Raw genomic sequence first — 3639 nt, forward strand, 5'->3', positions numbered from 1 at the left:
GGCGCCTTTGCCGGCTTGGACTGTTGATCGAAGCCGAGCACGGGCCGGATTCCTCGGCCTATCTGGTGACGCACAGCCGCAAGGTTGCAGAAGCAGCGCTTGCTGCACTTCCCGAGCATTGGTCGCGGATGACCGAGCAGCGTGTCGAGTTTTCGCGCGCGGTGCTGACCGGCAAGCGCGGCGGCATCGTGCTGACGGCGTCGCTGGAGGACAGCTACCGCTTCATCAACGACTATGCGCCCGAACATCTCGAGATCCTGTCGAAGGAGCCATTCGCGCATCTCGGGCGCATCACCGAGGCCGCCGAAATCCTGATGGGTCCGCACACGCCGGTGACGCTGGCCAATTTCGTTCTCGGCCCCAATGCGGTGCTGCCGACCAGCCGTTGGGCGCGGACTTACGGCCCGCTTTCGGTGACGGATTTCGTCAAGCGCTCGTCGATCGGCTATGTCACCTCGGCGGCCTATCCGGAACTCGCTCTGCACGCCCGCAGGCTCGCCCGCTACGAGGGCTTCAGCTCGCATGAGAACGCGGTCTCGGAAATCCGCGACCGCTATCTCGCCGGTTGAGCGGAAGCGATCGTGATGAAGGCCGCACGACTGTATGGACCTGGTGACTTGCGCATCGAGGACATCGCCACGCCGGGCGTGCCGGATGCGGGCTGGGTGAAGCTCAGGGTCGACGCCGCCGGCATTTGCGGTTCGGACCTGCACAATTTCCGCACGGGACAGTGGATAAGCCGGTCGCCTTCGACGGCCGGCCATGAGTTGACCGGCACGGTGACTGCCATCGGCGCGGGCGTGGACGCCTTCGCCGTCGGCGACAGGGTGGTCGCCGATTCCCGTTTCTGGTGCGGAGACTGCGCGCAATGTCATGGCGGCAGGCGGCATCTCTGTGTGTCGCTGGGCTTTGTGGGAGAAATCTGCGACGGCGGGTTTGCCGAACAGGCGGTGCTGCCCGCGCGGCTTTTGCATATCATCGATGCCGGGCTCGACGAGCGGGTCGCGGCGATGGCCGAGCCGCTGGCGGTGGCGCTGCACGCGGTGCGGCGCCTGCCGAAAACGGCCGGCTCCGTGCTGGTCGTCGGCTGCGGGCCGATCGGCGGTCTTGCCGCGCTGCTGCTGTCTCGAACTTTTGCGGGCACCGTGCTCGTAACCGACCGCAACCAGGCCCGCTGCGCCCGCGTGTCGCAGGTGACGGGTGCCAGGATCGTCGATCTGAACCGAGATGCCGTTGCCGCCGCAACCGCCAATGCCCCGCTGCTCGCGGCCATTGAGGCGACCGGCAGCGTCGCGGCGCTCAACCAGTTGCTTGGCGTTGTCGATCCCGGCGGCACGATCGCCATGGTGGGCATCTTCCATGGCCGCCTCGACATTGATCCCAATACGCTGGTCGAACGCGAAATCGGCTTGCTGGGATGCCACGCCTTTGCCGATGAGCTGCCCGAGGCGGTGCGGATGCTAGGTGAACTCAGCGAACCGCTGTTGGCGCTGATCGACCAGGAGATCGGCCTGGATGACATTCCGGCTGCCTATGAGCGGCTGTTGGCGGGACACAGCGACGGCTTGAAAACAATCATCCGCATGCGGCAACCTGTCGAGCAGTCGTGATTTCCGATGAATCGCCGGAAAGGACTTTTGAAATGATCACTTTGCCCGACACGGCCAGCCCTCTTTACGAGAAGGTGAAGGACTACATCCTGGCGAACATCGGAACGGGCCGGTGGGGCAAGGATCGCAAGCTGCCGTCCGAGAACGAGTTGGTGGCGTCGCTCGGCGTGTCGCGGATGACGGTTCACCGGGCGCTCAGAGAGTTGACCTCGGCCGGGTTCCTGATCCGCCTGCAAGGTGTGGGAACCTTCATCGCGCCGCCGCGGCCGCAATCGACGCTGATCGAGATCAACAACATCGCAGCCGAGATCGTCGAGCGCGGCAACAGGCATCGTTCCGAAGTCCTCGTCCTCGAAACCATCATGCCGACAAAGGAGCTGGCGCTGTCGTTCGAGTTTCCAAAGCGCGTCTCGATCTATCATTCCGTCGTCGTCAATTTCGAGAATGATCTGCCGGTGCAGCTGGAAGAGCGCTTCGTCAATCCGAGCCTCATTCCCGATTACGACAAGCAGGATTTTTCGAAGACGGCGACCTACGACTATCTCATGCAGAAAACCCCGGTGACCGAAGTCGAGCATATCATCTCGGCGATCCCGGCCGACGCCGAGACGGCGCGGCATCTGGGCATCGATGTCGGCGCCTGCTGCCTTTTCCTGCACCGCCGGACATGGACAGGCGCGGTGGTGGCCACCATCAGCAAGCTGACCTATGCCGGCAGTCGCTACTCGCTCGGCAGCCGCTATTCCCCTTCAAAAAGCAGCTAACGGAAGCAGGACGAATGCAAGTCGGAGCGGTTTCGTTGCCAATGTATATACATGTGCTGACGAGAACGCTTTCGCTCTCGAATGGACGGGCCAAGAAGGACAACAGATGACGCAGACACCGAGTCGCACGGCGCAGATCCGGGCACTCGCGCAGCATGATGTTGCCGAAGCACAAAGCGCGCTGGCGGCATTGCTGGGCGACCTGTTTGCGATGAGTCCCCGCAATGTGCGCATCAACTTCGACAAATACAGCCTCAATTCCCTGAACGGCTTCTTCGAAGACGACGGCAAGGCCTACTTCTTCAAGTTCCATCAGGAGGAGCGGGAGGAGGGGATGACGGGCGAGTATTACCGCGCCGAGATTCTGTCGCGCGCCGGCCTGCCGGTCGACCAACCCATACACATGTCGGCGCAGCCCGGCGAGCAGATCCTTGTCTACCGCCGCCGCACGGATCCGAGATTTTCGGATGTGCTGTTCGCGCTGGATGCGCAGGACGATGCCGGCAAGCGGCAAGAAGCCGTTCTTGCCGAGCGCGACCTGTCGGCCAGGCTGCTCAAGGTCTATCTCGAGACGCTGCATCCCGTCACTGGCGAGGACGTGGCGGCGGAGCCGATCCACAGGCTGTTTCATGAGCGGCTGATCGATGCCGAGACACGCTTGTCACCAGGCGGCCGGCTGGCCGATTTCTATGTCGGCAAGCCGTTCGTCTTTCCCGGTGCCGAGCTGGATTGGGATCGGTTTTCCCGGCTGAAATTCGTCATCAACGGCCAGCAGTACACCCACAGCGTCGGTGAGCTTTTCGATGCCGCCGCGGTGCGCTTGCGGCCCGACCGGCTTGCCGATGCCGGCGGCGTGGTCGCGCATGGCGACGCCCACAACGCCAATGTCTGGTACACGGCTAAGGCGGGGAGGGCGGAACTGTCCTTCTTCGATCCCGCCTTTGCCGGCTCGCATATCCCGACGCTGCTGGCGGAGGTGAAGGCGACGTTCCACAACATCTTTGCCCATCCGTTCTGGCTCTATGATCCGGCGACCGCGACAGAGGCTTTTCGCGCCCAGGCGCGGCTGGACGGAAATCTGCTCCATGTCGACACGGACTGGGACCTGAGCCCCGTCCGCCGCGACCTGCTGGAGGTCAAGGCGACAGCGCTGTGGCGGCCATTGCTGCTGGAGCTCAAACGGCGCGGCATGCTGCCGGCCGATTGGCGCGCGGTGCTGCGGGCCGGTCTTTTCCTGTCGCCGACGCTGGTCATGAACCTGCGGG

At 63.6% G+C, this 3639-nt stretch carries 4 protein-coding genes; all 4 read left to right on the plus strand.

Going from position 1 to position 3639, the window contains the following annotated elements; translation table 11 throughout:
• Positions 1 to 569 (plus strand): histidinol dehydrogenase (locus tag EN939_RS25170; RefSeq protein ID WP_206528334.1); only part of this gene is annotated, 569 nt, incomplete at its 5' end.
• 15 nt (positions 570 to 584) lie between these two features.
• On the plus strand, positions 585 to 1610 hold the full coding sequence (locus EN939_RS25175; RefSeq protein ID WP_127270512.1) for a zinc-dependent alcohol dehydrogenase: 1026 nt from the start codon (positions 585 to 587) through the stop codon (positions 1608 to 1610).
• A 32-nt stretch (positions 1611 to 1642) separates the two neighbouring features.
• Positions 1643 to 2374, plus strand: a complete 732-nt coding sequence (gene hutC, locus EN939_RS25180; protein ID WP_013530484.1) for a histidine utilization repressor — start codon at positions 1643 to 1645, stop codon at positions 2372 to 2374.
• A 106-nt stretch (positions 2375 to 2480) separates the two neighbouring features.
• A partial coding sequence (locus tag EN939_RS25185) for a hypothetical protein (protein ID WP_127270510.1) occupies positions 2481 to 3639 on the plus strand: 1159 nt, incomplete at its 3' end.

Source organism: Mesorhizobium sp. M7A.F.Ca.CA.002.05.1.1 (assembly GCF_003998335.1).
Taxonomy (GTDB): domain Bacteria; phylum Pseudomonadota; class Alphaproteobacteria; order Rhizobiales; family Rhizobiaceae; genus Mesorhizobium.